The organism is Halarchaeum sp. P4 (genome assembly GCF_051195175.1).
Classification (GTDB): domain Archaea; phylum Halobacteriota; class Halobacteria; order Halobacteriales; family Halobacteriaceae; genus Halarchaeum.
In genome coordinates this window covers 484,198-510,905 of record NZ_JBNTKC010000001.1, presented here as the reverse complement: position 1 = coordinate 510,905, position 26,708 = coordinate 484,198, and the positions used below count along the sequence as shown (strand labels likewise).

The window sequence follows — 26,708 nt, the reverse complement described above, 5'->3', positions numbered from 1 at the left end:
GCACCACGACGAGCGGGGTGGCCGGACGTGTCTGAGGCCGTCGCCGCGGACGCAGAGCGCGCGCGGGCGCTCGCCGCGGACGCAGAGCGCGTCGTCGTGAAGGCCGGGACGAACTCGCTGACCGACGAGGACTCGAACCTCGACGACGCGAAACTCGACAAGCTCGTCGACGACATCGCCGCGCTCCGCGAACGCGGAACGGACGTCCTCCTCGTCTCCTCGGGGGCCGTCGGCGCCGGCCTCGGCATGATGGCGCTCGACGAGGACCGGGAGACGGTCGAGGAGTCCCAGGCGCTCTCGACGGTCGGGCAGGGTCGGCTGATGCATCGCTACACGGAGAGTTTCGCGCGCTACGACACGCAGGTCGCCCAATTCCTCCTCACCCAGCACGACCTCGAGGACCCCGAGCGCTACACGAACCTCCAGAACACCATCGAGACGCTCTTCGAATGGGGCGTCGTCCCCATCGTGAACGAGAACGACGCCGTCGCCACCGAGGAGATCCGTATCGGCGACAACGACATGCTCTCCTCGTCGCTCGCGGTCGGCATCGACGTCGACCTGCTCGTCACCCTGACGGACGTCGGCGGCGTCTATACGGGTAACCCGAAGCACGACGCGGACGCCGAGCGCATCGAGGCGGTCGGCGAGAACTACGGCGAGATTCAGGCGCTCGTCGACGAAACGGCGACCGGCGCCTTCGGTGGCATCCAGACGAAAGTCGAGGGCGCGCGGAAGGTCGCCGAACACGGCTCCCCCGCCATCATCGCGGCGTCGGACGCGCCGGACGTCCTCGAACGCGTCGCCGAAGCCGAACCCGTTGGAACAATATTCCTCCCTGTGAACGGTGTCGACAATGAGTGAGCAGTCCACTGAGGAGCAGGTCGCACAGGCCGAGTCAGCCGCGCTCGACCTCGCGAACGTCCCGGACGAGGAGCGCAGCGCCGCGCTCCACGCCATCGCGGACGCCATCGAGGACGCCGAGGACGAAATTCTCGCGGCGAACGCGAAGGACGTCGAGGCCGGCGAGGAGAAACTCGAGGCCGGCGAGTACTCGCAGGCGCTCGTCGACCGCCTGAAGCTCTCGCCGTCGAAACTGGAGAGCATCACCGAAATGGTGCGTAGCGTCGCCGAACAGGATGACCCGCTCGGCGAGACGCTGGAGGCGCGCCGCCTCGATGACGGCCTCGAACTCTACAAGGTCGGCGTCCCCATCGGCGTCATCGCTACCGTCTTCGAGTCCCGGCCGGACGCGCTCGTCCAGATTGCCGCGCTCAGCCTCAAATCGGGGAACGCCGCCATCCTGAAGGGCGGGAGCGAGGCGAGCCACTCGAACCGCGTCCTCTACGAGGTCATCCGCGAGGCCACCGACGACATGCCCGACGGCTGGGCGCAGCTCATCGAGGCCCGCGAGGATGTCGACACCCTGCTCGGGATGGACGACTCGGTCGACCTCGTGATGCCGCGCGGGAGCTCCGCGTTCGTCCAGTACATCCAGGACAACACGAAGATTCCCGTCCTCGGGCACACTGAGGGCGTCTGCCACGTCTACGTCGACCGTGACGCCGACCTCGACATGGCCGCGGACGTCGCCTACGACGCGAAAGTCCAGTATCCCGCGGTCTGCAACGCCGTCGAGACGCTGCTCGTCCACGCGGACGTCGCCGCCGACTTCCTCCCCGGCATCGTCGAGCGCTACGCAGACGCCGGCGTCGAACTCCGTGGCGACGAGCGCGCTCGGGACGTCGTGGACGTCGACCCGGCGAGCGAGGCGGACTGGTCGCAGGAGTACGGCGACCTCGTGCTCTCGCTGAAGGTCGTCGATTCGCTCGACGACGCGGTCGACCACATCAACACCTACGGCTCGAAGCACACCGAGTCCGTCCTCACCGAGACGTCCGACCGCGCGGGCGAGTTCATGCAGCGCGTCGACGCCGCGTCCGTCTTCCACAACGCCTCTACGCGCTTCGCGGACGGCTACCGCTACGGCCTCGGTGCCGAGGTCGGCATCAGCACGGGGAAGATTCACGCCCGCGGCCCCGTCGGCCTCGACGGTCTCACGACCTACAAGTACTACCTCGAGGGCGACGGTCACCTCGTCGCCTCCTACGCCGGCGAGAACCCGAAGCCGTTCCTCCATGAGGAGTTCGACGGCGAGTGGGTGCCCGGACACCTCGCGTCGGACCAGTAGGTCCGACGCGGGACGGTGAACGGGGAGGAACGACCCGTGAACGGGCGGAGCGACGAGTAGTCGATCCGCCGAACGTGCGAACGCTGAACGCTAGTGAGGCGTTCGCAGGCCCGGACGAACGCGCGAGCGAGGAATCCGTGAACCGGGTCGAGCGACGCCGCTTCCTGATCGCTACTCGCCGGTGAGTGCCTCGCTCGCGGGCGCGAAGTCGATTTCCTTTCCGCGCCCCTCGTCTTTTGCGCGCTCGTAGAGCATGTTGGCGGCGGCGACGGTCTCGATGGCGGTGCCGCCGGAGTCGAAGACGGTGATCTCCTCGGGACTCTCCCGGCCGGCGATGCGGTTGACGATGACGTCCCCGAGTTCGCCGTGGATGTCGTCGTCGGTGACGACGCCCTCGTCTCTGGCTTGGATGAACGCGCCGGCGTCGGTGTCGGCGCGCGCCTCGAGGTCGAGGACGTAGGTCGCGCGTTCGAGCGTGCGGGCGTCGAGTTCGCGCTTCTCGGGGTCGTACTGGCCCATCGCGGTGACGTGCGTGCCGGGTTCGAGGTGGTCGCCGTCGAAGACGGGTTCGGAGGCGTTGGTGGCGGTGACGACGATGTCGGCGTCCTCGACGGCGGCGGCGCTGGAGGCGACGGCGGCGACGCTGGCGTCGAGGGCCTTGTTCATCTCGCCGGCGAAGTTCTCGCGGTGCTCCTTCGTCGGCGAGTAGACCCAGACGGTCTCGAGGTCCCGGACGGTGTCGATGGCGCGGAGCTGACCGCGGGCCTGCGCGCCGCTGCCGATGACGGCGAGTGAGGAGGCGTCGGGGCGCGCGAGGACGTCCGTACCGACGGCACCGGCGGCCCCGGTCTTGAAGGGGTTCATGCTCGCGCCGTCGAGGAGCGCGAGCGGCTCGCCGGTCTCCGAGTCGAAGAGCGGCGTCATGAACCACGCGTCGCGCTCGCCGAAGCCCGCGCCGTACATGTAGCCGCCCATCGCTCCCGTCTCGGGGAGGACGGCGGCGTACGTCGTGAACATCCCCGGTGGCTCCTCGTTCAGGAGTTTCGTCCGGGGTTCGGCGGGCGCGCCCTCGCCGCGCTGACGGTAGGCGTCGCGGACGACTTCGACGTAGTCCGCGGGCTCGGCGAGGTCCGAGACGTCGTCGCTCGTGAGGAACAGGGCGTCGGTCATACTCCCGGGTTAGGGGAGGGACCGGAAAAGGGTTGAGGCGTCAGTCGGCGGCCGGGGCGGGACTCCGGTCGTCGGCGCGACCGGTGATGTGGGTGGCGTGCTGGGTGGTCGCACCGACGTCCGCGACGTCGTCGACGGGGCCGTTGACGAAGAGCGCGTGTCCGACGAGCACGACGGCCACTCCGCCCGCGATGGGTATCGCGACCGCCGGCTTGAAGCCAGTGAAGTGCAGGGTGGCTGCGATGGCGGCGAACGCGACAGGGATGAGTCCCAGGATGTGGTCGTAATAACTCGTCATAATCTATCACGTACTATGCTGGATAGTCATATAAGAGTTTTCCATAGACAACTCGTAGGCAACTCATAAGTTATAGAGGTGGTATCCATCACGTCGTAAAAGAGAGTGAGCGCGGCGTTCAGCGTGACGCCGCGAAGAAGGTGACGCCGCGCGCGATGCAGAGGAAGAGGCCACCGAACACCGCGACCACCACCGCGAACACCTCGTTGAAGTCGATTGGGAAGATGCCGGTCAGCAGGAGTCCCTGTGCGAGGGCGTCCGCGACGACCCACGAGAGGAGCGTCCACCCGATGAGGCCGCGCCACGACCGCGCCCGCGTGCTGTACGCCCGGAGGACTGACGCCGCGACGGCCCACCCGACGAGGAACGGCGCGACGACGCCGAGAAAGCGCAGCGGGTGGGTCAGCGTGTACGCGAGCATCTCGTGTTGGTATTCGCCCACGAGCACGAACGCGAGTATCGCGACGAGGTCCGGGAGTACGAACAACCGTACTGTCCGCCGGTCGACGTCGAGAAGTGACATACGCGCGGGTTGGGTCGGTGGCGTTATTCTCGTACCGGTTCGTCGCTCCCCGTCGTCCGCGCGCCGCCCAGTTTCACCCCGGCGAGCGCGTACCCGAACCCGGACCTGACGCCGTGTGACCGCAGGCCGGCCTCCTCGAAAACGGCGGCGAGTTCTCCGGGCGCGTAGAACGACGACTCGAAGCCCGCGAGGTGCTCGCCGGTGACGAGCGCCCGCCCCAGTACTCCGCGCGGGTCGAAGTCGCACGCGACCAGCACGCCGCCTGGTCGAAGAACCCGGGACGCCGCCCGTATCGCCGCGGGCGCGTCGAGATGGTGCAGCGCGTCTGTCACCACCACCGCGTCGAACGACTCGTCGAGAATCGGGAGGCGCGTCGCGTCGCCCTGCACGACCCGGAGCCCCTTCGCGCGCGCCTCCCGGAGCATCCCCGGCGCGGCGTCCAGCACCGTCACGTCGTATTCCGGTACTGCGGCGGCCGTCCGACCTGTCCCGCCCGCGAGGTCGAGCACCGTCTGGACGTTCCGCTCGGCGTACGCGAACCCCGCGCGGACGTCGTCGGGCGACGCCGAGGGGGCGAGCCAGTCGTAGACGGCGGCAAGTCGGTCGAAGTGCGCGACGTCGCTCACACCCGCACTCGCCGCGCCACGATATTAGAGCCTAAGGCCGTCCGCGCGCTCGCGGACGTATGGAGTTCGCCGTCCTCGGCTGTCCGCCCGACGCCCCCCGTATTCGCCTCGACTGGGAGCGCTTCCGCTACGCCGGGAAGTTCGTCACGCGCGACGCCGGGAAGGCCGTCGCCGTCGCGGACGGCGTCCGCGACCGGGAGAGCTGGCCGCCGGACGCCCGCGACGCCGAGGCAGCGGGCGTCGTCGGTGCCGTTTCCTTCAGCCCGGACCGCGAGGACTCCGATACCGTGGTCCTCCGGTACGTCACCGTCCGCGACGACCGACGCGGCGAGGGAATCGGCGCGCGCCTCTGTGCGTTCGCCGCCGACTGCCTGCTTGCCGACTACGAGCGCGTCCGTATCGACGTCAACAACCCCTACGCCTACGAGGCCGCGTACAAGGCCGGCTTCGGCTACACCGGCGCGCAGGTCGGTCGCCACGAACTCGCCCTCGAACGCCCCTGCGAGGCCCGCGCCGAGCGCTACGGGGAGGGACTCGCCGTCTACCGCGAGCGCGACCTCACCGACGCGGAAGTGGCGTTCCTCGACGCCCGCGACGGCCCGCCAGCCGTCGTCGACGCCCCGGAAGGCGAGTGTTAAGGCCCGCCGTCCGCTAGCCCGAGTATGGGAAACGCGGACCTCCGCCAGCTCGCCGTCATCGAGGAGGTCGCCTTCGACGAGCTGGAGGGTGACGTCGTCGCCGTCGACGCGCACAACTGGCTCTACAAGTACCTCACCACGACCGTGCGCTTCACGCGCGACGACGCCTACACGACCAGCGACGGGACGGAAGTCCCGAACCTCATCGGCGTCGCGCAGGGCCTCCCGAAGTTCTTCGAGAACGACCTCACGCCCGTCTTCGTCTTCGACGGCCGCGTCGTCGGCCTGAAGGACGAGGAAGTCGAGTCACGCCGCGAGGAACGCGAGAAACGCGAGGCACAACTCGAGGAAGCCCGCGAGGCCGGCGACGCGCTCGAAGTCGCGCGCCTCGAGTCGCAGACCCAACGCCTCACCGAGACCATCCACGAGACGACGCGCGACCTCCTCGAGTTGCTCGACGTCCCCGTCGTCGAGGCGCCCGCCGAGGGCGAAGCGCAGGCCTCCTACATGGCGCGCACCGACGACGACGTCGACTACGTCGGGAGCGACGACTACGACTGCCTCCTCCTCGGCGCGCCCCTGACGCTCCGGCAACTCACCAGCAAGGGCGACGTCGAGCGCATGGACTTCGCAGCCACCCTCGAGGAACACGACCTCACGTGGGAGCAACTCGTCGACGTCGGCATCCTCTGCGGCACGGACTTCAACGAGGGATTGAGCGGGTACGGCCCGAAGACCGCCCTCTCGGCCGTGAAGGAGCACGGCGACCTCTGGGGCGTCCTCGAGGCCGAGGACGAATACATCGACAACGCCGACCGCATCCGTGAGCTCTTCCTCGACCCCGACGTCACCGACGACTACGACTACGACGAGTCCATCGACCCGGACCTCGACGCCGCCCGCGAGTATCTCACCGAGGAGTGGGAGATTCCCGCCGACGAAATCGACCGGGCCTTCGAGCGCATCGAGGACTCCGTCGTCCAGACAGGTCTCGACGACTGGATGTAGTTCAGGTGAGGGCGAGGCCGCCGTCGGCAGGGCGACACCTTTGCCACCGCCTCCGCGTCCCTTTTACTCTCGCGTGACCACTCTCGACGTATGGAACCCGAGGACGTCGAAGCACTCATCGAGGACGGACTCCCCAACAGCACCGCGGACGTGTCTCGTGCACGCGGCGAGCACGACGACGACCACCTCGCCGCCGAAGTCACCTCGCCCGCCTTCGAGGGCGAGACCCTCGTCGACCAGCACCAGATGGTCTACGACGCGCTCGGCGACGCGATGACGAACGAGATTCACGCGCTCGAGCTGACGACGAAGACGCCCGACGACGCGTAACTACTCCTGCTCGCGGCGTTCGAGGTACCAGCCGCCGACGCCCAACCCGCTCCCGAGGAGGAGGGCGAGCGCGGCGCACCCCCAGAGCGCCACGGACGTGCCGAAGACCGGACTGCCGTCGACGCTCACGGTCGCACGCACCCCGTAGACGGTGTCGTTCCGCTCGACGAGGAGCGGCGTCTCCGGCACCGCCTCGCCCCGATAGGGACGGTAGTACCCGTCGCTCGCGAGTATTTCGTCGACGGTCGCCCGCTGTGCCGCCGAGAGCGACGACCACGCCACCGTCTCGTTGTCGAGGACGGCGCGCGCGACGCGCGTCCCGTTCCGCTCGTCGAGGCGGAGCGTCGTCGCGCTTTCGTTCCCTGTGACGGTCATCGCGTAGTAGGGTCCACCCTCCGCGCCTTCGAGGTAGGCGTAGCGGGCGTCGAGCGCGCGGAGGTCCATGGCGACGCTCGCGTTCGTCGTGGTGGCGGTGCCGTCGCGGAGCGCGCGCTGGATGGCGTCGTGGGTCGCCGCGGGCGCGCGGTAGTCGTAGTCGGTGTAGGCGTGGCCGACGGCGTCCGCATCGAGCACGACGTCGCGGCCGTAGGCGTTCACCAGTAGGGTGCGATCGGTCGGGTTCGTGGCGTTCATCGCCGTCGCCTCGTAGCCCGTGGGGACGCGCTCCGGGCCGGTGAGCGCGCCGACGTAGAGCGGGTTCGCGGCGAGCACGGCGGCAACGAGCAGCAAGGCGACGCCGAGCTTCGAGAGGCGGTGCATGCCAGAACGGCCCGGCGGCAGGAAGAAGTGTCTTGTCGCCGTTACAGCGAGAAGTCCGCGTTCTCCTCGTCGAACTCGCGGTTGCGCAGCGCCTCCCCGCTGTGCCGGTCGAAGAAGTGAACGGCCTGCTCGGGGATGCGCGCGACGACGTCGTCACCCTCCTCGACCGGGGTGCGGCCGTCGACGTTCGCGATGAACGTCTCGCCCGACCCGTCAGACAGGGTGAGGTAGACGTTGTTCTCGTCGCCCATCGGCTCGACGACGTCGACGGTGACGGCGAAGTCGTGTTCGCCCTCCGCCTCGGCGACGAGTTCGATGTCCTGGGGGCGGATGCCGAGGACGAGCTCGTCCGTCGTGAGCTTCTCGCGGACGGCCGCGCTGACCGGGTAGTCGAGGCCGTCGCCGACGACGGACTCGTCCTGCAGGTCGACGTCGAAGAAGTTCATCGACGGTTCGCCGATGAAGCCGGCGACGAACTGGTTGGCGGGTGTGTGGTAGGCCTCGAGCGGCGTCGCGACCTGCTGGAGTTCGCCGTCGTTCAGGATGGCGATGCGGTCGCCCATCGTCATCGCCTCCGTCTGGTCGTGCGTGACGTAGACGGTGGTCGTGTCGAGGTCCTCCTGGAGGCGCTGGAGTTCCGTGCGCATCTGCGCGCGGAGCTTCGCGTCGAGGTTCGACAGCGGCTCGTCCATGAGGAAGACCTCGGGTTCGCGGACGATGGCACGCCCGAGCGCGACCCGCTGTTGCTGGCCGCCGGAGAGTTCTGTGGGCTTGCGGTCGAGGAGGTCGGAGATGCCCATCGTCTCCGTCGCGGACTCGACGCGCTCGGAGATTTCCGCGTCGCTGAGGTCCGTGGACTCCTCAAGCCCGAAGCTCATGTTCTCCCGGACGGTCATGTGCGGGTAGAGCGCGTAGGACTGGAACACCATCGCGATGTCCCGGTCGCGCGGCTTCGCCTCGTTGACGCGCCGGCCGCCGATGCGGAGTTCGCCGTCCGTGATGGTTTCGAGGCCGGCGATCATCCGGAGCGTGGTGGATTTCCCACAACCGGACGGGCCGACGAGCACGAGGAATTCCCCGTCCTCGATGTCGATGCTGGCGTCGTCGACGGCGACGATAGTCTGGCCGTCGTCGTCGAAGTGCTTCGTGATGTTGTCTAGTTCGAGTCGAGCCATAGTGTTAGGTAGCCACCCCTTTCGCGAACTGTTCGCCGAACAGGACGTAGACGATGATGGTCGGGAGCGCCGCGACGAACGCGCCGGCCATCCGGATGCCGAAGCCGACCTCGGAGAGGCTCGCGCCGAGTTGGCTGAGCGGCACCGTCACGGGTGCGCCGGCGCCCGGTCCGACGAGCACGAGCGCGAACAGGAGGTCGTTCCAAATCTGCGTGAACTGGTAGATGAGCGTCACGGCGAACATCGGCACGGAGAGGGGCAGGATGATGCGCCGATAGATGCGGTGCGTCGTCGCGCCGTCGATGCGCGCGGCCTCCACCATCTCGTCGTTGAAGTCCTTGTAGTAGGTGCGGAAGAGCAACGTACAGATGGGGATGCCGTACGCGACGTGCGTGATGATGAGGCCGATGAGGTCACCGACCCACCCCGCGAGGCCGACGTAACCCACGAGGTCGCTGATCGGGACGATGGACGCCCAGAACTTCGAGAGCGGAATGAGGACGGCCTGGTACGGGATGAAGATACCCGCGATGAACAGCATGAGCACGGGCACCTGGTAGCGCCAGTCGAGCGTCGTCAGCCCGTAGGCGGCCATGCTCCCGAGGAGCGCGGAGAGGATGGTCGCGGGGACGGCGAGGATAAGGCTGTTCACCAACCCGCCCGCGAGCGCGTTCGCGGCGCGCGTCCAGTGGATGGTCGTGAACCCGCCGACGCTCGGCGGGAGGAACGGTGCAGTGGCAAGGACGTCAGCCTTGATGGACGCCATCAGCCCCGTCCAGAGGGGCATCAGGTAGAAGACCACCAGTAGGACGAGGGTGGCGTAGAGCGCCGTCCGACGCCAACTGTTGCCAGCGAGTGAGTTCTGTGTGTCAGTCATAGTTCACCTGCGCGGTACTGGTAGAGGAGGTACGGTGCGATAATGACGAGCGCCAGCGCGAACAGCATGATACCGATTGCAGCCGCGTAGGCGCGGTTGTTCGCGACGAACGCCTGCCGAACCATCATCGTGGCGAGGATGTCCGACCCCTTCGGCGGGTAGTAGCTCCCGGTGAGCGAGTAGAGGAAGTCGAACGCCTTGAGGGCGAACACCATCAGGACGACCGACGCGGAGATGGTCGCCCCCTTCAGCTGGGGGACGATGACGCGCCAGTACATCCGGAGGGTGGTCGCGCCGTCGACGCGCGCCGCCTCGAACTGCTCGGTCGGGATGGCTCGCAGCCCCGCGAGGTAGACGACCATCGCGTAGCCGCTGAACTGCCAGATGAGCGCGAAGACGACGGCGCCGAGGACGAGCGACGGGTTGCCGATCCACTCGTAGGGCCCGAGGCCGAAGACGCCGAGGACGATGTTCACCAGCCCGTTCTGCTTGTTGTACATCCACAGCCAGAACTGGGCGGTGACCACGAACGAGAGCGCCATCGGCAGCAGGTAGATGGTCCGGAAGGTGTTCTCGTAGCGGATGCCCTGGTCGACCAGGACGGCGACGAGCAGCCCGACGACGAGACAGAGGAGGGTGAACGCGATGAGGAGCGCGAACGTGTTCTGGAGCGCCCCCATGAACACGGGGTCGCCGAACGCCCGCGTGTACATCTCGAGGTCGAGGTTCGCGTAGTTCGGCGTCTGGAACCCCGCGGTGTCCGTGAAGCTCAGGAGGAGATTCCAGAGGATCGCCCCGTAGACTGCCAGCCCCATGAGTATGAACGGTGGCAGCCAGTACGGGAGCGAGGAGGTGAACTCGTCGCTCAGGAGCCCGTCGGAGCGGGTGGCGTCGGCACTCGCCACCTCGCCGCCGTCGGCGCGGACTCGCTTCCGGCGGAGTGCTCGCCGGACGAACGTCGCTATCTTTCCACGCATCGGTCGTTAGTTGCTGTTGAACGCGTCGACGAATGCCTGTGCGGTCTTCTCTGCCGCCGAGTCGCTGTATCCGGAGTAGTTCTGGCTGATGGCGGTCTTGAGGGAGCTGAGCACACCGGGCGTCGTCGCGAGGCCGTGCGCGACGCTCGGCGGCTGCGCCGAGGAGTCCTGGAAGTCGCTGTACTGGTTCGTCTGGAACTCACTGAACTCGTCCATCGGGACGTCCGACCGCGGCGGAATGGAGCCCTTTTTCGTGTTGAAGCGAATCTGGGCGTCCTTCGTGCCGACGTAGGTGAGCCACTTCTTCGTCTGCTCGGGGGACGGGTTGTTGGACGGGTAGACCCACGAGTCCATGTTCATCGCGTAGTGGCCGTCCGTGCCGGGGAAGACGGCGTGGTTCCAGTCGCTCTTGTACGCGAAGTTCTCGGTGCCGGAGTACATGCCGGCCGCCCAGTCGCCCTGGTGGAAGAAGCCAGCCTTCCCGTTGATGAGAAGGTTGTTGGCCTCCTGCCAGCCGACGGTGCCGGCGTCGCTGTTGAAGTACTCGCTGTACTCGTTGATGGTCTTGAAGGCGTCCGCGATGGCCGCCTTGTCGCCGTTCCCCTCCATGAACGCCTGGTAGGCCTCCCAGCCGGACTGCCCGAGGAAGACGGACGCCCAGAGCTGGAGCGTCGTCCACGGGGACTGACTGGACTGGGCCATCCCGATGGCGTCCGTGTTCTCCTCGACCTTCTGGAGCGCCGCGGTGAGGTCGCTCGGCGTCTTGATCGAGGAGACGTCGACGCCGGCCTCGTCGATGACCGTCTGGTTGTAGAAGAGGTTGTTCATCCGGTGGATGTTCGTCGGGACGGCGACGTACGTACCGGCGGGCTTGGCGGCATCCTTCGGGCCCTGCAGGTACGCCTCCTTCATGTTGTTCTTGCTCCAGACGTCCTCCTCGATGTCGCCGAGGAGGTCGGCGTCGGTGAACTGAATGAGGTTCTTGCCCGGCCACTCGGCCCACGAGCTCGGCGGGTTGTTGTTACCGAGACGCGTGTTGATGCGCGTGTTGAGGCTGGTGTTCCCACCGCCGCCGATGGCCTTGTCGTTCACCGTGACGTCGGGGTAGGCCTCCTTGAACCCCTTGAGCATGCTGTCGAAGGCGGCCGCACCGTCGCCGCCGCTCCAGCCGTGGAGGATTTCGAGTTCCTTCGAACCGCCGCCACCACCCGCACAGCCGGCGAGGGCGGCGACACCAGTCGCGCCCGCCGCAGTCAAGTATCCGCGCCGTGTAACCGATTTCGTAGTGTTGTCGTCAGTCATGGTCAACTGTTCCCAAGAGTACCTCAGTCGTTGGCACACTAAATAGTTATTATTAATCACAGTCCGAGTAAACTCTGAGAGGGGTTGTCAAACTTGCCAGTCGGGGCGGGTCTGGACCGGTGGGTTTTACGCGGGGCGCCGCGAGACACCCGCACATGAGCGACGACGAGGAGCACTACCGTATCGAGTCCGACAGCCTCGGGGAGATGGAAGTTCCCGCCGACGCCTACTGGGGCGCACAGACCCAGCGCGCCGTCGAGAACTTCCCCATCAGCGGGCGCACCTTCCAGTCGCGCTTCGTGCGCGCGCTCGGCGTCGTGAAGAAGGCCGCCGCGCAGGCGAACCGCGACCTCGGCACGATTCCCGAAGACAAGGCCGACGCCATCGTCCAGGCCGCCGACGAGGTCATCGCCGGCGAGCACGACGACCAGTTCCCCGTCGACGTCTTCCAGACCGGCTCGGGCACGTCCTCGAACATGAACGCCAACGAGGTCATCGGCAACCGCGCGACCGAGATTTACGGCGGCGACGTGGGCACGCGCGAGATCCACCCGAACGACCACGTGAACTTCGGGCAGTCGAGTAACGACGTCATCCCGACCGCGATGCACGTCGCCGCGCTGGAAGCCGTGGAGAAGGACGTCGTCCCCGGCCTCGAAACGCTCGTCGAAGCCCTCGAGGAGAAAGAAGAAGAGTTCGACGGCGTCGTCAAGACGGGCCGCACGCACCTCCAGGACGCGACGCCCGTCCGGCTCGGCCAGGAATTCGGCGGCTACCGCACACAGGTCGAGAAGGGGCTCGCGCGCGTCGAGAACACGAAGGCCCACCTCCGCGAACTCGCGCTCGGCGGGACGGCGGTCGGCACCGGCCTCAACACCCACCCCGAGTTCCCCGAACTCGCCGCCGAGTACATCAGCGAGGAGACGGGCATCCAGTTCCGCGAGGCCGACAACCACTTCGAGGCACAGGCCGCCCACGACGCGATGAGCGAGGCCCACGGCGCGCTCCGGACGGTCGCAGGGAGCCTCAACAAAATCGCGAACGACCTGCGCCTGCTCGCCTCCGGGCCGCGCAACGGTCTCGGGGAAATCGAGCAGCCCGAGAACCAGCCCGGGTCCTCCATCATGCCCGGCAAGATCAACCCGGTCGTCGCTGAGGCGGTCAATCAGGTTCACAAGCAGGTCGTCGGGCACGACGCCGCCATCTCCGCGGGCGCCGCGGAGGGCCAAATCGACCTGAACCTCTACAAGCCCGTGCTCGCGTTCGACTTCCTCGAGTCCGCGACGCTCGTCGCGAACGGGAGCGAGGTGTTCGCCGAGAAGTTCGTCGCGAAACTCGAGGCGAACGAGGAGTACTGCGAAGAACAGGTCGAGCGCTCGATGGCGCTCGCGACGGCGCTCAACCCCGCCATCGGCTACGACAAGGCCAGCAAGGTCGCGAAGAAGGCCATCGCGGAGGGCAAGACCGTCCGCGAAGTCGCCGTCGGCGAGGGCTACCTCACCGAGGAGGAGGCCGACGAGGTGCTCGACCCGGAGAAGATGACGCACCGGGGCATCCTCGGCGACGAGGAGTAACGCAGTCGCTCCACGCCACGTTCGAGCGCCAGCCCACCGCGTCCCGCCGCCGTCCCCAAATTGCCGTCACGGGGACGCTCCCGGGCAAACAGGTAGAATAATGCCGGTGGTCGCCGAACTCACTCCTATGCAGCAAGCCGTACGCACGGAGGGACGGGACTGGCTCCGATGCCGCGCGTGCGACGCGGTCTTCCCGGAGGGCCGCGCGACGACGGACGGCTGGCACTACGCCTGCCCGGACTGCGGCGAGTCGGGACTCGGCGACGGCCTGAAGCGTATCGAGCGCTGACGCGAACAACCCTACTTCTTTCCGGGTTCACCTCGGAGGGCACGTATGGAAGAGCTTCATCCGCGCGCGCTCCTGCTGTGGTCGGCGGGTGCGGCCATCAGCGCGGCCGTCCTCGGGGCCGTCGCGGGCGTTCTGTCGTGGGTCGGCCCCGTCCCCGTCTCGCCGGTCCTCGCGGCCAGCGGGGTCTTCGGCGTCGCGCTCGTGCTCGGCGTCGGCTACGCGAGCCTCCGCTATCGGGCGTGGCGCTTCGAGGTGCGCGAGGACACCCTCTACATCGAGCGCGGCGTCTTCACGCGCGTCCGCACGGTCGTTCCGTACGTTCGGGTCCAGCACGTCGACAGCCAGCGCGGGCCCCTCGAGCGCGTGCTCGGCCTCGGCACAGTCGTCGTCTACACCGCGGGCTCGCGGGGCGCGGACGTCGCCATTCCCGGCCTCGCCGCCGAGCGCGCGAGCGACCTCCAGGAGCGCCTGCGCGCGCTCGCAATCGAGAGCGAACCCACGGACGCCGTATGAGACTCCACCCGCTCTCCGTCGTCTACCGCGTCGGGACGCGCATCGCCGGCGTCGCGTGGGGGCTGGCCATCGCGGTGTTCGCGGGCACGACGGCGGTGCCGTTCCTCAGTACGCTGCAGGTCGCCGCCATCGCGGCCGTCGCCCTGCTCGCGTTCGTCGGCTACGAGGTGGCGCGCTACCGGCGCTTCGAGTACGCGCTCACCGACTCCACGCTTGACGTCTCTTCGGGCGTGTTCGCGCGCCGGGAGCGCGAGATTCCGCTCCGTCGCGTCCAGAACGTGGACGTCTCGCGGAACATCGTCCAGCGCGCGCTCGGCATCGCCACCGTCCACGTGGAGACGGCGGGCGGCGGGAGTACCGAGGCCGTGTTGGAGTGCGTGAGCGTCGCGGAAGCCGAGCGCCTCCAGTCGGAGATTCGGCGCCTGAAGCGCGCCGCCGAGCGCGCCGAGTCCGACGAGACGACCGAGGAGGGCGCGGCGACCGCCGAGGGTGAGACGGCGGTGGCAGACGTCGAGGCCGAGGAAGACGTGTTCGTCCTCGACAGGCGCCACCTCCTCTTGGCGAGCGCGCTCTCCTTCGACACGCGCCTCGTCTCCGTGGTGTTCGTCGCCCAACCGTTCATCTGGCCGGTGCTCGCGCCCGTCCTCGGCGACCTGAACCGCGTGGCGCTCGCCGCAGTGAGCGTCCTCGGCGTCGTCGCACTCGTGTTCGGGCTCTGGGTGGCGAGCGCAGCCCGAACGTTCGCGCGCTACTACGACTTCCGCCTGACGCGCGTGGGCGACGACTTGCGCTACGAGCGCGGCCTCGGCGAGCGCTACACGGGCACCATACCCCTCGAGAAACTCCAGACGGTTGTGGTGCGTGAGACGGCGCTCCAGCGATACTTCGGCTACGCGTCGCTCACCGTCGAGACGGCGGGCTACGCGCCCGGCTCCGGTCCCTCGGGTGGCTCGGAGGCCGCGGTGCCGCTCGCCGCCCGCGAGGAGGTGTTCGCCCTCGCCCGAGAACTGGAGGCGTTCGACGTCCCCGAGCTTGAGCCGGCGCCGACGCGCGCGCGCCGTCGCTACGCCGGCCGGTACGCCATCGGCGTCGGCCTCCTCCTCGCGCTCGCGGGCGTCGTGAACTACGCCGTCGTCTCCTACCCGTTCTGGTGGGCGCCGGCCGTCTTCTTCGCGCTCGTGCCGGTGGCCGCCCACTACAAGTGGGTCCACCTCGGCGTCGCGGTGGACGACGACCACGCGTTCACCCGCGCGGGCTTCTGGACGCGCCGAACGCACGTCGTCCCGCACTACCGCGTGCAGACGCTCATCGAGCGGGCGTCGCTCTTCCAGCGCCGCTGGGACCTCGCGTCGGTCGTCGTCGACACCGCGGGGAGCGGCGGCCTGCTCGGCGGTGACGCCGTCGCGCTCGACATCGACGCCGAGCACGCGGCCGCACTCGTCGAGACGGCGGGCGAGCGGATGCGCGCGACGCTCGCGGCGCGACGTGGTGAGTCTGGTGACGACGCGGGCGAGCGCGGGGCCTCCGAATCGGCCTCGCACTAAACGGTTTTTTACCCTCCCTCGCACAAGAGGCGGGTAATGACTGACGGCGATTTCGACTACGAGGAACTCGGGCTGGTCGCCGGGCTGGAGATTCACCAGCAGCTGGACACGGCGACGAAACTCTTCTGTGCGTGCCCGACGACGCGACGCGAACCCGAAGAACACGACCGGACGTTCACGCGCTATCTCCACCCGACGAAGAGCGAACTCGGGGAGATCGACGAGGCGGCCCTAGAGGAGTCGCAGGTCGAGCGCGAGTTCGAGTATCTCGCCTTCGACACGACGTGTCTCGTCGAGGAGGACGAGGAACCGCCCCACCGGCTGGACGAGGAGGCGCTCGACGTCGCCTTAGAGGTGGCAAACCTGATGGACATGACGGCGCTCGACCAGGCGCACGTGATGCGGAAGGTCGTCATCGACGGCTCGAACACGAGCGGCTTCCAGCGCTCGACACTCGTCGCGCAGGACGGCGAAATCGAGACGAGCGAGGGGCCGGTGGGCATCGAGGACATCATGCTCGAGGAGGAGTCCGCGGCGCGCGTCGAGGAAACGGAGTCGGGCACGAAGTTCGCGCTCGACCGCCTCGGGATTCCGCTCGTCGAAATCGGTACGGACCCGGACATCCGGAGCCCCGAGCAGGCCCGCGAGGCCGCCGAGCGCATCGGCATGCTGCTGCGCTCGACGGGGAAGGTCAAGCGCGGGCTCGGCACCATCCGCCAGGACGTGAACGTCTCCATCGCGGACGGCGCGCGCGTCGAGATGAAGGGCGTCCAGAGCCTCGACGACATCGACGACCTCGTGCGGTACGAGGTCCAGCGCCAGGTCCGCCTGCTCGAGGTCGCGGAGGAGCTCGAGGCGCGCGACGCCGAGGTCGGCGAGGTGCAGGACGTGACGGACGTCTTCACGGAGACGGAGTCCTCGGTCGTTCGGGGCGCGCTCGACGCTGACGGCCTCGTGTTCGCGGTGCCGCTCTACGGCTTCGACGGGCTCGTTGGGAGGGAGCTCCAGCCGGACCGTCGGCTCGGCACGGAGCTCTCCGACCACGCGAAGCGCCACGGCGCGGGCGGCATCTTCCACACGGACGAACTGCCCGCGTACGGCGTCACGGAGGACGAAGTCGAGGCGCTCCGCGAGGCCGTCGGCGCGGGCCCCGAGGACGCCGTCGCGATGGTCGCCGCGGACGCGGACGTCGCGCGCGGTGCGACCGAGGCCGCCGCGGACCGCGCGCGCACCGCCATCGAGGGCGTCCCCGAGGAGACGCGCGGCGCGCACGACGACGGCACGACCGAGTACCTCCGCCCGCTCCCGGGTGCGGCGCGGATGTACCCCGAGACGGACGTGCCGCCGGTCGAGCCCGACCCCTCGGCAGTGGAGACGCCGGAACTCCTCACGGAGAAGGTCGAGCGCTACACGGAGGAGTACGACCTGAACGAGGACGTCGCCGAGCAGGTGGCCTACGGCCGTCGCTGGCGGCTCTTCGAGGACGCCGTCGAGCGCGGCGTGGACCCGAACCTCGCGGCGCGCACCGTCGAGTCGACGGTGACGAGCCTGCGCCGCGACGACGTTCCCGTCGAGAACCTCACGGACGCACACTTCCACGGCGTCTTCGACCTCATCGCCGAGGACGAAATCACCCAGGAGGGCGTCCCCGAACTGCTCGAAGCGCTCGCGGAGGAGCCCGACCGGACAGCTGCGGAGGCCGCCGAGGAAGCGGGGCTCGGCTCCGCGGACGAGGACGTCGTTCGCGAGGCCGTCGTCGAGGTCGTCGAGCGCAACGAGGAACAGGTCGAGGAGGAGGGCATGGGTGCCTTCTCCGGCCTGATGGGCGAGGCGATGGGCGCGCTCCGCGGGAAGGCCGAGGGCGACCTCGTCAGCCAGATTCTCCGCGAGGAGATCCAGAAGCGCGCGTAGGCGCGCTCGACTATTCGCGACTTCGGGCGACCGTCGTCTCGTTATGCGGTCGATCCGCTGGTCGACCCACTCGTACTACCCGAGGAGTCACTCGTGCCACCGGACGAGCCGCCCGTGCTGCCGCCGGACGACGCGCCGTCCTGCTCGGAGGCGGGGAGCCTGTCCATCGAGTCGTTGCTCCGCTCGACGATGCGCCCGCCGTTGCCGACGGCGACTTCGGGGCCGTCGCCGACGGCGACCGAGAGGAGGTCGGTGGAGGTGAGCGTCCAGCGCTCGTGCCACTCCTTGTTCTCGCGGCGGAGAATGGTCCCGTCGTCGCCGACGGCGACGAGGACGTCGCCGTTTCGATCGATGTCGTTGATGGCGGTGTCGGAGACGCCGAGCGGCGTCCAGTTCTCACATTTCGGCTCGTACTTGTAGAAGCGCTTGCTGGCGGCGACGAGGATTTCGTCGCTGTCGACGTAGACGTCGCGGAAGGTGCCTTTGGCGTTCTCGATGCCGATTTTCGTCCATCCGCCCGAAGCGGTGCGGAAGATGCTCCCGCTGGTGTTGACGGCGTAGCCGTCGCCCGTGGGGCCGACGGCGAGCGAGCTGATGGACGCGCCGGAGCCGCCGGATTCGCCGCCGCCCGGTTTCTCGACGGGCCCCCACTGGGGGCAGCGGCCGTCGACGAAGCCGACGAGGACTTCGCCACTGCCGTTGGCGACGAGGAGCTTCTCGCTGCCGGCCTTCCCGCCGACGGCGATGGCTTCCCACGTCGATGTCTTGCCGCGCGGTGCGCTGTAGTCGTGTTTCGTGCCGGTCGTGAGGTCGTAGTAGCCGAGCGAACCCGAAGAGCCCGCGAACCAGACGCGCTCGCCGTCGTCGGTGACGGCTGCGTCGAGGAGTTTGTTGTCGCGGGTCGCGGGGCCGTCGTCGAAGACGGTAATCCAGTCGCCGTCAGATTGGCGACGTATCAGGGTGCCGCTCCCGCCAACGGCGTAGGGCCCGTCGGTGGTGGAGACGACGCTGTGGAGGGTGTTGCTCGTCGGAGACTCGACTGCGAACCAGAGGCCGGCGTCTGCTTGGGGACCGAGATGCCACATCGGGCGTGAACCTATCACGTCGCCGTTATTAAAATCACCCCAAGACTAGGTGAAAAAAATCTATTCGGGCGGCTGGTCGACGAGTTCCTCCAGGAGGGTGTCGAGCGAGTAGGTCTGGAGGGGACGCGTGACGTCCTTCGTGCGGGAGGTGACGAACGTCGAGTTCGTCCGGTCGACCTCGTCGATGGCCTCGAAGTCGGTGATGAGGCGCTCGACGGCGTCCGAGTCGGGCAGGCGCGCGACGACCATGAAGTCGTACTCGCCCATCGTGAAGAACACCTGGGTGACGCCCTCGATCTCCTCGAGCTCGGCGGCCACGCCCCGATAACTCCCGCTGTAGGTCGTATAGACTTCGAGGACGACGGTGACGCCGAGGCCGAGTTCGTCCAAGTCGAGGTCGTAGAGTTCGTTCTCGATGACACCCTGCTCGCGGAGGTTGTTCAGCCGATAGTGGATGGTGGAGACGGGGATGTCCGTCTCCTCGTGCAGTCGCTCGGGGCTCCCAGTGCCGAGGTCGGAAATAGCTTTCAGGAGGCGTACGTCCCGGTCGTCCATGTTTCGGCGTTCGCGCGGCTGACCTAAATACTCCACCGAAGCCACCGCCGTTCGCCGTCGCTCCTCGCCGCGCAGTACGCCACCCGCCTGCGACGCCGCCGCGCGGCCGACTCGTCCCGCCACCGACAGCCGTGACACGTCTTGTCGCTCATAATCGTGCATGGAGTTAGAGATTACTCTGGAAATACAGTCGAACCTTGTAGACAAGTTTAACACGGCGCGCACAGTAGAGTGAGACAGACCGATGTCTCTCACAGATACCCTTCGCACTCCGCGCGGCACCGCCGCGATGTTCGTGGCGCTCGCGGCGTTCTGGGGGACGTCATTCGTCGCCATCGAGACGGGGCTGCACGCCTTCCCGCCCCTCCTCTTCGCGGGCATTCGCTACGCGGTCGCCGGCGGCATCGTCCTCCTCTACGCCGTCCTCACGACTGACCGGTGGATCCCCAGAACCAGAGCCGAGTGGCTGAGCGTCGGCGTCAGCGGCGTCTTCGTCATCGCGCTCTACCACGCCCTCCTCTATCTCGGCGAACTGAACGTCTCCGGCGCCGTCGCCGCCGTCGTCGTCTCCACCGCGCCCGTGCTCACCGCCGTCTTCGCGAGCGTCCTCCTGCCCGACGAGTCCGTCGGACCCGTCGAACTCGTCGGGTTCGCGCTCGGCATCCTCGGCGTCGCTGTCATCGCCGCGCCCAGCAGCGGCGGCTTCGGCGTCGCGTCCCTCATTCCCGTCCTCCTCATCTTCGGTGGCGCCGTCGCGTTCGCGCTCGGCGGCGTCCTCACGCGCCCCCTCCGCACGACGCTCCCGCTGCGCTCGATGCAGGCGTGGACGATGCTCCTCGGCGCGGGCGTCCTCTTCGCGGGGGCCGCCCTCCGCGGCGAGTCCGTCGCCGCCATTCACTGGACGCCGAACGCCATTGCGTCGCTCGCCTACCTCACCATCGTCTCGGGCGTCGTCGCGTTCTTCATCTACTTCGAACTGCTCGACCGCACCGGCCCGAGCACCGTCCACCTCATCAGCTACCTCGAGCCCGTCGTCGCCACCGTGATGAGCGTCGCGCTCCTCGGCGACATGATCGGCGCGCGCGCGCTCGTCGGCTTCCTCGCCGTCTTCGCCGGGTTCGCCGTCGTCGAACGCCACCGCTTCGACGACCAGTTGGCAGTCGCTCGTGCACGTGCCCGCCTCGCGTACGTGCGACTCATGCGCCGTGAGCACACCGTGCAGAAGCGCGGCCGCCACGACTACTCCGAGACGTCCGACTGACCGAATCCGGGAGGGCTTATCGGGACGGCGGCCCCACACACGAGTATGGTCTCCACGCGCACGCTCCTCGCTCTTCTCGTCGGCCTCGCGATTCTCACACAGCCCGTCGTCGGCGATCCGCCCGGCCTCGACACCCAGTACACCTACGAGACGACGCCGGTCACCCTCGAGGACGGCGAGGCCGTCGAGTCGCTGTACCACCTTTCCGCTGTCTCCTACGGCGTCGACGCCCAAGTCGAGGTGACGCGGCAGGCCGCCAACGAGTCGGTCTCGCGGCCGGTCGGCGACGTCCCGCCGGAGGTCGAGCGACTCACCGACTACCGCTTCCTCGCGGACGACGCCGGCGACCAGTACTACCGCGTCGACGCGCGCGTCGCGGACGGGACGTTCCACGTGAACGCGACGCGCGTCTCGCCGCGCGACGTCGCCGCCGCGCTCGCCGTCGCGCCCGCGGACGCCCCGACACCCGTTCGGGACGCGCTGGCGGGCGACACGACGAGTCGCGAACGGGTCGGGGCGACGCTCGTCGACACCGAGGACGGCTACGTGCTCGTGCGGGTCGCTGGGACGACGCAGGTCGCCGACCCGCTCACCATCCCGAAACTCGCGGCGTACGCGCTCGGCGTCTCGCTGCTCGTCTGGGCGGCGCTCGCGCTCTACCGCGAGCGCAGCGGGGCGGAGTGAGAGAAACCCGGGTTACTTGCTGTAGTCTTCGTCCTCGACGGAGTCCTTCCGGCCGTTCCCCTCGATGTGCCAGCGGGCGCGGCGCAGGATGCCGTGGAGGGTGTTGACCTCGCGACCGGTCGGGTGCGCGCGCCCGAGAATGCGCCGAACCATCCGGCCGGTCTTCGCCTGCTTTTCCTCCGGGTAGTCGACGAGTTCGAGGAAGTCCTCGAAGTGGTCGTAGAACGCCTCGATTTCCTCCTCCTTCGCACGGTGGACGGCGACGTCGGGCAGCTGGGTCTCGTCGACGGTGAGCGTCCGGAGTTCGTAGAGCGCGACGGTCGCGGCCTGCCCGAGGTTGAGGACGGGGTAGTCGGCGCTCGCGGGGATGGAGCAGATTTCGTCGAGACGCTCCATCTCGCTGTTGTGCAGGCCGACGCGCTCGCGCCCGAAGATGAGGCAGGTCGGGGCCTCGACGTCCGCGAGGCTCTCGGCGAGCTCGGCGGGCGTGCGGAACGGGAAGCGGACGTGCTTCGTCGCGTCCTCGTTCGTGATGGCGGTGAAGCCGACGGTGTGGAAGTTCTCGACGAGGTAGTCGAACTCGACTTCTTCGGCCTCGGGGAGGATGTCCTCGCGGGCTTGGCCGGCGAAGCCGTAGGCCTCGGACTCCCGGGAGAGGTCCGGGGGGTCGACGAGGTAGAGGTCGCTGAAGCCGAAGTTCTTCATCGCGCGGGCAATCGTGCCGACGTTCCCGGACGTCTTCGCGTCCACGACGGCGACGGCGGGCGCACTGTCTCCCATTGCGTCCGGTTAGCCGCCGCACGAGTAAAAGCCGCGCGTCACGCCGCGACGGCCGTCGACTTTATTCCGCTCTACCCTGTCAATCATACTATGTCGACTGTCCCCCCATCCGTCACGCTCGAGCGCGGTCGAACGGACGACGACAGCGCCACCGCTGTTCCGAGTCGCGCCATCGTCTACGTCATCTACGCCGTCATCGCCCTCGGCGCCGCGTCGCTCGCGCTCGCCGCCGTCACCTTCCTCCTCAGCGTCCTCGTCGCCGTCGCCGGCACCCTCCTCTGACGGGTCCGGACCGCGGGTTCTATTGCGATGGCCCTCCCCCACTCGGATATGCACACCGTGGACGCCGCCGGCCTGCAAATCGGCGACGACCACCCCCCGCGAATCATGGGGGTGTTGAACGTCTCGAAGGAGTCGCCCTACTCGCCGAGCGTCTTCGACGACCCCGACGAGGCCGCCGCCTACGTCGACGAGGAACTCATCGGCGAGGGCGCGGACATCGTCGACATCGGCCTCGAATCCGCGAACAAGCGCTTCGAGGTCCTCAGCGCCGAGCAGGAACTCGACCGGCTCGACACCGCCCTCGAGACCATCGAGCGCGTCGACGGCAACGCCGTCTTCAGCATCGAGACGCGCTACGCCGAAGTCGCCGACGCCGCCCTCGAGGCCGGCTTCGACATGGTGAACGACATCTGCGGGTTCGCCGACCCCGAGATGCCCGAAGTCTGTTCGGCCCACGACGCCGCCGTCGTGAAGATGGCGTCCCCGCCGGACCTCGAACGCCCCGGCGCCATCGAGGACGTCGACGACATCTACGACGCCCTCTCGCGCAACGGCTTCACCGAGAAGACCATCGTCGACCCCGCCTTCGGCGGGTGGTCCGAGGAGAAGGCCCTCGAGGACGACCGCGAGACCTTCCGCCGTCTCCGCGAGTTCAGAGGATATGGCCAGCCGATTCTCGTCTCCATCAACCGGAAGAACTTCCTGCGCGACGTCGCCGGCCGCTCCACCGAGGAGGCGCTCCCCGTCTCGCTCGCTGCCACCGCGATGGCCGTCGAGCGCGGCGCGCACGTCGTCCGGACGCACGACGTCGCCGAGACGCGTGACGCCGCCCTCATCGGCCACGAGTTCGGCCGTGAGCGCCACCGCGACCGTGCCGTCGAGGAACTCGACGTCACTACCCCGAAGGAGGCCGAGCGACACATCGACCGTCTGAACGGCGACCGCGCGGCCGCCGAGGCGAGCGTCGCGCGCGCCTACGAGGTCCACGCGCCGGCTGACAGGCGACAGACGCTCGTCGACGTCGCGGCGGACACCGGCGTCGTCTGTACGGGCGGTGAAGACCTCTTTATCGCCGGCACCGTCTCCGACCTCGAAGTGTTCGCCGACCGCATTACCCGCGCCTCGAAAGCGCTCGCGGGTGTCGCCGGCGAAATTCGCTCCAGTCTCCGCTAACGGGAAAGCTTATGCCGAAAGCAGCGCAAATCCGGGTTGGAGGCCGAGACCCCGCATCGGTAGGGGTACACTACAACTGCGGGGACTCGGCTCGAACCACCAGGTTCCGGATTTTTCCTGCAGCCAGACTGGTGAGCCGATAGTGCAGTTTCCCGAGTGGGAGCCGGCCTACGAGGCCGTCCTCCGCGATTTCGGCTACGACCGCGCGGGCGACGAGGCGGCCCGTGAGGAGTTGGCAACGCTCGTCAGCGACTTCGACGTCTCGCGCCTCGACGCCACCGGTCAGACGGTCGCCGTCGTCGGCGCCGCGCCGTGTCTCGCCGACGAGCTCGCGGACGTCGAGCGGGCCGACCGCGTCTTCGCCGCCTCCACCGCCGCCGACGTCTGCCGCGAGCACGGCATCGCCGTCGACGTCCACGTCACCGACCTCGACAAGAACCCCGGGACGAGTCGCGCGCTCACCCGCGAGGGGACGCCGGTCGCCGCGCACGCCCACGGCGACAACCGCGACCTCGTCGCCGACTGGATACCCGAGTTCGACGACGACCACGTCCTCGGGACGACGCAAGCCCGGCCCGTGGACGGCGTCCACAACTTCGGCGGGTTCACGGACGGCGACCGCGCGGCGTTCCTCGCCGACCACGTCGGCGCCGAGTCACTCGTCTTCGCTGGCTGGGACTTCACGAACGCCCCGAGCGAGACGAAACGCCACAAACTCCGGTGGGCTGCGCGCCTCCTCTCGTGGCTCGAGCGCCGACGCGACGAGACCTACGAGGTGCTGGACGGCTATCGCGACACCGACTGGCTGGACGCCCTCGACTGAGAGGGCGCGACCCTCTCCGCGGCCTCGCCGCTTATCCGCACGACGGCGCTTCGGTCGGGTATGACCGAGACCACGGACGCGGTGCGGTCGCGGAGTAGCCTCGAAGGCAAGACGGCCGTCGTCACCGGCGCCTCCTCGGGTATCGGGCGCGCCATCGCCGAGGTGTTCGCCGCCGACGGCGCGGATGTCGTCATCTGCTCGCGCACCCTCGACGACGTCGAGTCCGTCGCCGACGAACTCGCCGACCTCCCGGGTACTGTCGAACCCGTCGAAGCGGACGTCACGGACCGCGACGACGTCGCGGCGCTCGCGGACGCCACCGTGGACGCCTTCGGCGGCGTCGACGTCCTCGTCAACAACGCGGGCGGCGGCGCCGGCATGGCGCCCACCGACGAAGTCGACCCCGAGACGTGGGACGGCGTCGTTGACGTCAACCTCACTGGTGTATATAACGTCTCCACGGCGTTCGCGGACGCCCTCCAGTCGGGTTCGCCGAGCGCCATCGTGAACGTCGCGAGCATGGCCGGCGAGTACGGCGTCGAGAACATGAGCGCCTACAGCGCCGCGAAGGCCGGCGTCATCGCGTTCACTCGCTCGCTCGCCCGTGAGTGGGCGGAGAACGACGTCCGCGTCAACGCCGTCTCCCCCGGCTTCATCGCTACCGAGAAACTCCGTGAGGGCTTCGGCCTTGATGAGGAGATCGAGCGCGCGAACGCCGACCGGACGTGGGGGACGCCCGCGGAAGTCGCGGACCTCGTGCGCTTCCTCGCCAGCGACGCGGCTTCCTTCGTCGACGGGCAGTCCGTCCGCATCACCGGCACGCCGAACACCTACGAGGCGCCGTAGGCCCGCCCCGTTCTGCGGTCCCGCGCCGCAGGCCGAAGCGTTATCCGCCGCGCACGCGACGCCCCGGCCATGCAGGTGTTCTGGCACCGGCGCGACCTCCGCCTCCACGACAACCGTGGCCTCGCCGCGGCCGCCGACGCCGCGAGCGGCGACGACGGCGTCGTGTCGGTGTTCGTCTTCGACGACGACGTCCTCCAGTACGCGAGCGACCGCCGCGTCGCGTTCATGCGTGATGCGCTCGCCGAGTTGCGCGCCGCCTACCGCGAGCGCGGGAGCGACCTCCTCGTCAGACGCGGCGACCCCTCGGGCGTTCTCCCGGACGTCGCACACGAGTACGACGCCGACGCGGTCCACTGGAACGCCGACTACTCCGGGCTCGCACAGGAGCGCGACGAAGTGGTCGCGGACGCGCTCTCCGCGGAAGGTGTCGCGACCCACCAGTACCACGACGCGGTGCTGCACGAACCCGGCGCGATTCGGACGAACGCCGGCGACCCCTACAAGGTCTACACCTACTTCTGGAAGAAGTGGCGGGACCGCGAGAAGGACGACCCCGCGGAGCCACCCGCCGGCGACGCGCTCACGGCCGTCTCGGGCGACCCGCTCCCCGACAGCGCCGACCTCGGCTTCGAGGACCCGGACATCGACCTCCCCGAGGCGGGCCACGACGCCGCCGTCGCGCGCTTCGCTGACTTCTGCGAGGACGACGTCTTCCGGTACGCGGAGGCCCGCGAGTACCCCGCGATGGACGCGACGTCGCACGCCGCCCAGGACTTCCACTTCGGGACGCTCGGCGTCCGAGAGGCCTACGAGATGACGGCGGCGGCGATGCACGAAGCGGACGGCGAGGACGAACGCGAGAGCGTTCGGGAGTTCCAGAGCCAGCTCGCGTGGCGCGAGTTCTACACCCAGGTCCTCTACTTCAACCCCGAGGTGGTGACGACGAACTACAGCGACTACGAGAACGCCATCCCGTGGCGCAACGACGCCGAAGAGATTCGCGCGTGGAAACGCGGCGAGACCGGCTACCCCATCGTCGACGCGGGGATGCGCCAACTGCGCGCGGAGGGTTACGTCCACAACCGCGTGCGGATGGTCGTGGCGTCCTTCCTCACGAAGGACCTGCTCACGGACTGGCGCGTCGGCTACCGACACTTCCGCGAATACCTCGTCGACCACGACACCGCGAACGACAACGGCGGGTGGCAGTGGGCGGCCTCCACGGGGACGGACGCCCAGCCCTACTTCCGAGTCTTCAACCCGCAGACGCAGGGCGAGAAGTACGACCCGGACGCCGAGTACGTCCGCGAGTACGTCCCCGAGTTGCGCGACGTGCCCGCGGACGTCATTCACGAGTGGCCGTCGCTCGATACCGCGGAACGCGACGAGCACGCCCCCGACTACCCCGACCCAATCGTCGACCATGGGGAGCGCCGGGAGGCGGCCATCGCGGCGTTCGAGGCAGCGCGCGGCGACGACTAGCGACCTCTCGGGATTCTCGAGATTCTACTTTG

General features: G+C 68.5%; 29 protein-coding genes. 17 read left to right on the top strand and 12 right to left on the bottom strand.

The features are described from left to right. The first annotated feature begins 27 nt into the window (after positions 1 to 27). A complete protein-coding gene (proB, locus tag ACQUS8_RS02640) occupies positions 28 to 864 on the top strand; it encodes a glutamate 5-kinase (protein WP_435096497.1) in 837 nt (278 codons plus the stop codon). Next, complete coding sequence (locus ACQUS8_RS02635; RefSeq protein ID WP_435096494.1) at positions 857 to 2,191, top strand: glutamate-5-semialdehyde dehydrogenase; 1,335 nt, start codon at positions 857 to 859, stop codon at positions 2,189 to 2,191. Before proB ends, ACQUS8_RS02635 begins: the two co-directional genes overlap by 8 nt. A gap of 171 nt (positions 2,192 to 2,362) precedes the next feature. On the opposite strand, the gene ACQUS8_RS02630 is transcribed toward ACQUS8_RS02635, so the two are convergent. The 4 genes from ACQUS8_RS02630 to ACQUS8_RS02615 form a co-directional block, all read right to left on the bottom strand. Continuing rightward, a complete protein-coding gene (locus tag ACQUS8_RS02630) occupies positions 2,363 to 3,361 on the bottom strand; it encodes an ornithine cyclodeaminase family protein (protein ID WP_435096491.1) in 999 nt (332 codons plus the stop codon). 40 nt (positions 3,362 to 3,401) lie between these two features. After that, complete coding sequence (locus ACQUS8_RS02625) at positions 3,402 to 3,659, bottom strand: hypothetical protein (protein WP_435096488.1); 258 nt, start codon at positions 3,657 to 3,659, stop codon at positions 3,402 to 3,404. 118 nt (positions 3,660 to 3,777) lie between these two features. Then, entirely contained in the window at positions 3,778 to 4,182 is a 405-nt protein-coding gene (locus ACQUS8_RS02620; RefSeq protein WP_435096485.1) for a DUF3054 domain-containing protein, read from the bottom strand. A gap of 23 nt (positions 4,183 to 4,205) precedes the next feature. Then, the gene (locus ACQUS8_RS02615) at positions 4,206 to 4,808 is read right to left on the bottom strand and encodes a class I SAM-dependent methyltransferase (protein ID WP_435096483.1); all 603 of its coding nucleotides are present in this window, start codon (positions 4,806 to 4,808) and stop codon (positions 4,206 to 4,208) included. 59 nt (positions 4,809 to 4,867) lie between these two features. Between ACQUS8_RS02615 and ACQUS8_RS02610 the strand changes: the two genes are divergently transcribed. The 3 genes from ACQUS8_RS02610 to ACQUS8_RS02600 all read left to right on the top strand — a co-directional run bounded on the left by ACQUS8_RS02610 (position 4,868) and on the right by ACQUS8_RS02600 (position 6,784). Continuing rightward, positions 4,868 to 5,446: a GNAT family N-acetyltransferase gene (locus ACQUS8_RS02610; protein ID WP_435096480.1), complete on the top strand. Its 579-nt coding sequence runs from the start codon at positions 4,868 to 4,870 to the stop codon at positions 5,444 to 5,446. A 24-nt stretch (positions 5,447 to 5,470) separates the two neighbouring features. Further along, positions 5,471 to 6,454, top strand: coding sequence for a flap endonuclease-1 (gene fen / locus ACQUS8_RS02605; RefSeq protein WP_435096477.1), 984 nt, complete (start codon positions 5,471 to 5,473; stop codon positions 6,452 to 6,454). A 90-nt stretch (positions 6,455 to 6,544) separates the two neighbouring features. Then, a complete protein-coding gene (locus ACQUS8_RS02600) occupies positions 6,545 to 6,784 on the top strand; it encodes a BolA family protein (RefSeq protein ID WP_435096474.1) in 240 nt (79 codons plus the stop codon). On the opposite strand, the gene ACQUS8_RS02595 is transcribed toward ACQUS8_RS02600, so the two are convergent. The 5 genes from ACQUS8_RS02595 to ACQUS8_RS02575 are packed head-to-tail and all read right to left on the bottom strand — an operon-like array spanning position 6,785 to position 11,874. Then, positions 6,785 to 7,543: a hypothetical protein gene (locus tag ACQUS8_RS02595; protein ID WP_435096471.1), complete on the bottom strand. Its 759-nt coding sequence runs from the start codon at positions 7,541 to 7,543 to the stop codon at positions 6,785 to 6,787. A gap of 41 nt (positions 7,544 to 7,584) precedes the next feature. After that, positions 7,585 to 8,718 (bottom strand): ABC transporter ATP-binding protein, encoded by a 1,134-nt coding sequence (locus ACQUS8_RS02590; protein ID WP_435096468.1) that lies wholly within the window; start codon positions 8,716 to 8,718, stop codon positions 7,585 to 7,587. 4 nt (positions 8,719 to 8,722) lie between these two features. Next, complete coding sequence (locus tag ACQUS8_RS02585) at positions 8,723 to 9,595, bottom strand: carbohydrate ABC transporter permease (protein ID WP_435096465.1); 873 nt, start codon at positions 9,593 to 9,595, stop codon at positions 8,723 to 8,725. Then, a complete protein-coding gene (locus ACQUS8_RS02580) occupies positions 9,592 to 10,572 on the bottom strand; it encodes a carbohydrate ABC transporter permease (protein WP_435096462.1) in 981 nt (326 codons plus the stop codon). The genes ACQUS8_RS02585 and ACQUS8_RS02580 overlap by 4 nt, the downstream gene beginning before the upstream one ends. A gap of 6 nt (positions 10,573 to 10,578) precedes the next feature. Continuing rightward, the gene (locus ACQUS8_RS02575) at positions 10,579 to 11,874 is read right to left on the bottom strand and encodes an ABC transporter substrate-binding protein (protein ID WP_435096459.1); all 1,296 of its coding nucleotides are present in this window, start codon (positions 11,872 to 11,874) and stop codon (positions 10,579 to 10,581) included. 155 nt (positions 11,875 to 12,029) lie between these two features. On the opposite strand from ACQUS8_RS02575, the gene ACQUS8_RS02570 reads away from it, so the two are divergent. From ACQUS8_RS02570 to gatE, 5 genes are all read left to right on the top strand, one after another. Then, positions 12,030 to 13,448 (top strand): class II fumarate hydratase, encoded by a 1,419-nt coding sequence (locus ACQUS8_RS02570; RefSeq protein ID WP_435096456.1) that lies wholly within the window; start codon positions 12,030 to 12,032, stop codon positions 13,446 to 13,448. A gap of 127 nt (positions 13,449 to 13,575) precedes the next feature. Beyond that, positions 13,576 to 13,737, top strand: a complete 162-nt coding sequence (locus ACQUS8_RS02565; protein WP_435096453.1) for an HVO_2901 family zinc finger protein — start codon at positions 13,576 to 13,578, stop codon at positions 13,735 to 13,737. 45 nt (positions 13,738 to 13,782) lie between these two features. Next, entirely contained in the window at positions 13,783 to 14,250 is a 468-nt protein-coding gene (locus ACQUS8_RS02560; protein ID WP_435096450.1) for a PH domain-containing protein, read from the top strand. Continuing rightward, on the top strand, positions 14,247 to 15,794 hold the full coding sequence (locus ACQUS8_RS02555) for a PH domain-containing protein (RefSeq protein ID WP_435096447.1): 1,548 nt from the start codon (positions 14,247 to 14,249) through the stop codon (positions 15,792 to 15,794). Before ACQUS8_RS02560 ends, ACQUS8_RS02555 begins: the two co-directional genes overlap by 4 nt. Positions 15,795 to 15,830: 36 nt before the next feature. Next, positions 15,831 to 17,705 (top strand): Glu-tRNA(Gln) amidotransferase subunit GatE, encoded by a 1,875-nt coding sequence (gene gatE / locus ACQUS8_RS02550; RefSeq protein WP_435096444.1) that lies wholly within the window; start codon positions 15,831 to 15,833, stop codon positions 17,703 to 17,705. 41 nt (positions 17,706 to 17,746) lie between these two features. Here the strand turns inward: gatE and ACQUS8_RS02545 are convergent, their stop codons facing one another. After that, positions 17,747 to 18,790 (bottom strand): hypothetical protein, encoded by a 1,044-nt coding sequence (locus ACQUS8_RS02545; protein ID WP_435096441.1) that lies wholly within the window; start codon positions 18,788 to 18,790, stop codon positions 17,747 to 17,749. 60 nt (positions 18,791 to 18,850) lie between these two features. Continuing rightward, positions 18,851 to 19,345 (bottom strand): Lrp/AsnC family transcriptional regulator, encoded by a 495-nt coding sequence (locus ACQUS8_RS02540; RefSeq protein ID WP_435096438.1) that lies wholly within the window; start codon positions 19,343 to 19,345, stop codon positions 18,851 to 18,853. A 244-nt stretch (positions 19,346 to 19,589) separates the two neighbouring features. On the opposite strand from ACQUS8_RS02540, the gene ACQUS8_RS02535 reads away from it, so the two are divergent. Beyond that, on the top strand, positions 19,590 to 20,606 hold the full coding sequence (locus ACQUS8_RS02535; RefSeq protein ID WP_435096435.1) for a DMT family transporter: 1,017 nt from the start codon (positions 19,590 to 19,592) through the stop codon (positions 20,604 to 20,606). Between the two features lie 45 nt (positions 20,607 to 20,651). Next, positions 20,652 to 21,290 carry a hypothetical protein gene (locus ACQUS8_RS02530; RefSeq protein WP_435096432.1) on the top strand — a complete coding sequence of 213 codons (639 nt, stop codon included), beginning with the start codon at positions 20,652 to 20,654 and terminating at the stop codon, positions 21,288 to 21,290. Between the two features lie 12 nt (positions 21,291 to 21,302). Here the strand turns inward: ACQUS8_RS02530 and ACQUS8_RS02525 are convergent, their stop codons facing one another. Then, positions 21,303 to 22,070 carry an RNA methyltransferase gene (locus ACQUS8_RS02525; RefSeq protein WP_435096429.1) on the bottom strand — a complete coding sequence of 256 codons (768 nt, stop codon included), beginning with the start codon at positions 22,068 to 22,070 and terminating at the stop codon, positions 21,303 to 21,305. A 90-nt stretch (positions 22,071 to 22,160) separates the two neighbouring features. Here ACQUS8_RS02525 and ACQUS8_RS02520 point away from each other — a divergent pair, with 90 nt between their 5' ends. The 5 genes from ACQUS8_RS02520 to ACQUS8_RS02500 all read left to right on the top strand — a co-directional run bounded on the left by ACQUS8_RS02520 (position 22,161) and on the right by ACQUS8_RS02500 (position 26,676). Next, complete coding sequence (locus tag ACQUS8_RS02520; protein ID WP_435096426.1) at positions 22,161 to 22,352, top strand: hypothetical protein; 192 nt, start codon at positions 22,161 to 22,163, stop codon at positions 22,350 to 22,352. A 48-nt stretch (positions 22,353 to 22,400) separates the two neighbouring features. Beyond that, positions 22,401 to 23,525 (top strand): dihydropteroate synthase, encoded by a 1,125-nt coding sequence (gene folP / locus ACQUS8_RS02515; protein WP_435096423.1) that lies wholly within the window; start codon positions 22,401 to 22,403, stop codon positions 23,523 to 23,525. Positions 23,526 to 23,667: 142 nt separating this feature from the next. After that, a complete protein-coding gene (locus ACQUS8_RS02510; protein WP_435096420.1) occupies positions 23,668 to 24,348 on the top strand; it encodes a 6-hydroxymethylpterin diphosphokinase MptE-like protein in 681 nt (226 codons plus the stop codon). Between the two features lie 60 nt (positions 24,349 to 24,408). After that, complete coding sequence (locus tag ACQUS8_RS02505; protein WP_435096417.1) at positions 24,409 to 25,194, top strand: SDR family NAD(P)-dependent oxidoreductase; 786 nt, start codon at positions 24,409 to 24,411, stop codon at positions 25,192 to 25,194. 69 nt (positions 25,195 to 25,263) lie between these two features. Continuing rightward, positions 25,264 to 26,676, top strand: coding sequence for a cryptochrome/photolyase family protein (locus tag ACQUS8_RS02500; RefSeq protein WP_435096414.1), 1,413 nt, complete (start codon positions 25,264 to 25,266; stop codon positions 26,674 to 26,676). Positions 26,677 to 26,708 lie beyond the last annotated feature (32 nt).

Bases quoted from the DNA above. Each gene is read 5' to 3' on its own strand.
- ACQUS8_RS02635 (WP_435096494.1), top strand. From the start codon at position 857: ATGAGTGAGCAGTCCACTGAGGAGCAGGTCGCACAGGCCGAGTCAGCC.
- ACQUS8_RS02630 (WP_435096491.1), bottom strand. From the start codon at position 3,361: ATGACCGACGCCCTGTTCCTCACGAGCGACGACGTCTCGGACCTCGCC.
- ACQUS8_RS02625 (WP_435096488.1), bottom strand. From the start codon at position 3,659: ATGACGAGTTATTACGACCACATCCTGGGACTCATCCCTGTCGCGTTC.
- ACQUS8_RS02620 (WP_435096485.1), bottom strand. From the start codon at position 4,182: ATGTCACTTCTCGACGTCGACCGGCGGACAGTACGGTTGTTCGTACTC.
- ACQUS8_RS02610 (WP_435096480.1), top strand. From the start codon at position 4,868: ATGGAGTTCGCCGTCCTCGGCTGTCCGCCCGACGCCCCCCGTATTCGC.
- fen (WP_435096477.1), top strand. From the start codon at position 5,471: ATGGGAAACGCGGACCTCCGCCAGCTCGCCGTCATCGAGGAGGTCGCC.
- ACQUS8_RS02600 (WP_435096474.1), top strand. From the start codon at position 6,545: ATGGAACCCGAGGACGTCGAAGCACTCATCGAGGACGGACTCCCCAAC.
- ACQUS8_RS02595 (WP_435096471.1), bottom strand. From the start codon at position 7,543: ATGCACCGCCTCTCGAAGCTCGGCGTCGCCTTGCTGCTCGTTGCCGCC.
- ACQUS8_RS02590 (WP_435096468.1), bottom strand. From the start codon at position 8,718: ATGGCTCGACTCGAACTAGACAACATCACGAAGCACTTCGACGACGAC.
- ACQUS8_RS02585 (WP_435096465.1), bottom strand. From the start codon at position 9,595: ATGACTGACACACAGAACTCACTCGCTGGCAACAGTTGGCGTCGGACG.
- ACQUS8_RS02580 (WP_435096462.1), bottom strand. From the start codon at position 10,572: ATGCGTGGAAAGATAGCGACGTTCGTCCGGCGAGCACTCCGCCGGAAG.
- ACQUS8_RS02575 (WP_435096459.1), bottom strand. From the start codon at position 11,874: ATGACTGACGACAACACTACGAAATCGGTTACACGGCGCGGATACTTG.
- ACQUS8_RS02570 (WP_435096456.1), top strand. From the start codon at position 12,030: ATGAGCGACGACGAGGAGCACTACCGTATCGAGTCCGACAGCCTCGGG.
- ACQUS8_RS02565 (WP_435096453.1), top strand. From the start codon at position 13,576: ATGCAGCAAGCCGTACGCACGGAGGGACGGGACTGGCTCCGATGCCGC.
- ACQUS8_RS02560 (WP_435096450.1), top strand. From the start codon at position 13,783: ATGGAAGAGCTTCATCCGCGCGCGCTCCTGCTGTGGTCGGCGGGTGCG.
- ACQUS8_RS02555 (WP_435096447.1), top strand. From the start codon at position 14,247: ATGAGACTCCACCCGCTCTCCGTCGTCTACCGCGTCGGGACGCGCATC.
- gatE (WP_435096444.1), top strand. From the start codon at position 15,831: ATGACTGACGGCGATTTCGACTACGAGGAACTCGGGCTGGTCGCCGGG.
- ACQUS8_RS02545 (WP_435096441.1), bottom strand. From the start codon at position 18,790: ATGTGGCATCTCGGTCCCCAAGCAGACGCCGGCCTCTGGTTCGCAGTC.
- ACQUS8_RS02540 (WP_435096438.1), bottom strand. From the start codon at position 19,345: ATGGACGACCGGGACGTACGCCTCCTGAAAGCTATTTCCGACCTCGGC.
- ACQUS8_RS02535 (WP_435096435.1), top strand. From the start codon at position 19,590: ATGTCTCTCACAGATACCCTTCGCACTCCGCGCGGCACCGCCGCGATG.
- ACQUS8_RS02530 (WP_435096432.1), top strand. From the start codon at position 20,652: ATGGTCTCCACGCGCACGCTCCTCGCTCTTCTCGTCGGCCTCGCGATT.
- ACQUS8_RS02525 (WP_435096429.1), bottom strand. From the start codon at position 22,070: ATGGGAGACAGTGCGCCCGCCGTCGCCGTCGTGGACGCGAAGACGTCC.
- ACQUS8_RS02520 (WP_435096426.1), top strand. From the start codon at position 22,161: ATGTCGACTGTCCCCCCATCCGTCACGCTCGAGCGCGGTCGAACGGAC.
- folP (WP_435096423.1), top strand. From the start codon at position 22,401: ATGCACACCGTGGACGCCGCCGGCCTGCAAATCGGCGACGACCACCCC.
- ACQUS8_RS02505 (WP_435096417.1), top strand. From the start codon at position 24,409: ATGACCGAGACCACGGACGCGGTGCGGTCGCGGAGTAGCCTCGAAGGC.
- ACQUS8_RS02500 (WP_435096414.1), top strand. From the start codon at position 25,264: ATGCAGGTGTTCTGGCACCGGCGCGACCTCCGCCTCCACGACAACCGT.